The sequence below is a fragment of the Staphylococcus sp. EG-SA-14 genome (assembly GCF_017151935.1).
GTDB lineage: Bacteria > Bacillota > Bacilli > Staphylococcales > Staphylococcaceae > Staphylococcus > Staphylococcus aureus.
On sequence record NZ_JACVZM010000041.1, the window covers coordinates 1,757 to 3,124 of the forward strand.

At 47.1% G+C, this 1,368-nt stretch carries 1 rRNA gene (running past one end of the window); it reads left to right on the forward strand.

The annotated features are described in order from the left end of the window. The first annotated feature begins 31 nt into the window (after positions 1-31). A 23S ribosomal RNA gene (locus IDG63_RS14030) occupies positions 32-1,368 on the forward strand (it continues 1,564 nt past the right edge of the window).

The window sequence follows — 1,368 nt, forward strand, 5'->3', positions numbered from 1 at the left end:
GCATTTGACTTATAAAAATGGTGGAAACATAGATTAAGTTATTAAGGGCGCACGGTGGATGCCTTGGCACTAGAAGCCGATGAAGGACGTTACTAACGACGATATGCTTTGGGGAGCTGTAAGTAAGCTTTGATCCAGAGATTTCCGAATGGGGAAACCCAGCATGAGTTATGTCATGTTATCGATATGTGAATACATAGCATATCAGAAGGCACACCCGGAGAACTGAAACATCTTAGTACCCGGAGGAAGAGAAAGAAAATTCGATTCCCTTAGTAGCGGCGAGCGAAACGGGAAGAGCCCAAACCAACAAGCTTGCTTGTTGGGGTTGTAGGACACTCTATACGGAGTTACAAAGGACGACATTAGACGAATCATCTGGAAAGATGAATCAAAGAAGGTAATAATCCTGTAGTCGAAAATGTTGTCTCTCTTGAGTGGATCCTGAGTACGACGGAGCACGTGAAATTCCGTCGGAATCTGGGAGGACCATCTCCTAAGGCTAAATACTCTCTAGTGACCGATAGTGAACCAGTACCGTGAGGGAAAGGTGAAAAGCACCCCGGAAGGGGAGTGAAATAGAACCTGAAACCGTGTGCTTACAAGTAGTCAGAGCCCGTTAATGGGTGATGGCGTGCCTTTTGTAGAATGAACCGGCGAGTTACGATTTGATGCAAGGTTAAGCAGTAAATGTGGAGCCGTAGCGAAAGCGAGTCTGAATAGGGCGTTTAGTATTTGGTCGTAGACCCGAAACCAGGTGATCTACCCTTGGTCAGGTTGAAGTTCAGGTAACACTGAATGGAGGACCGAACCGACTTACGTTGAAAAGTGAGCGGATGAACTGAGGGTAGCGGAGAAATTCCAATCGAACCTGGAGATAGCTGGTTCTCTCCGAAATAGCTTTAGGGCTAGCCTCAAGTGATGATTATTGGAGGTAGAGCACTGTTTGGACGAGGGGCCCCTCTCGGGTTACCGAATTCAGACAAACTCCGAATGCCAATTAATTTAACTTGGGAGTCAGAACATGGGTGATAAGGTCCGTGTTCGAAAGGGAAACAGCCCAGACCACCAGCTAAGGTCCCAAAATATATGTTAAGTGGAAAAGGATGTGGCGTTGCCCAGACAACTAGGATGTTGGCTTAGAAGCAGCCATCATTTAAAGAGTGCGTAATAGCTCACTAGTCGAGTGACACTGCGCCGAAAATGTACCGGGGCTAAACATATTACCGAAGCTGTGGATTGTCCTTTGGACAATGGTAGGAGAGCGTTCTAAGGGCGTTGAAGCATGATCGTAAGGACATGTGGAGCGCTTAGAAGTGAGAATGCCGGTGTGAGTAGCGAAAGACGGGTGAGAATCCCGTCCACCGA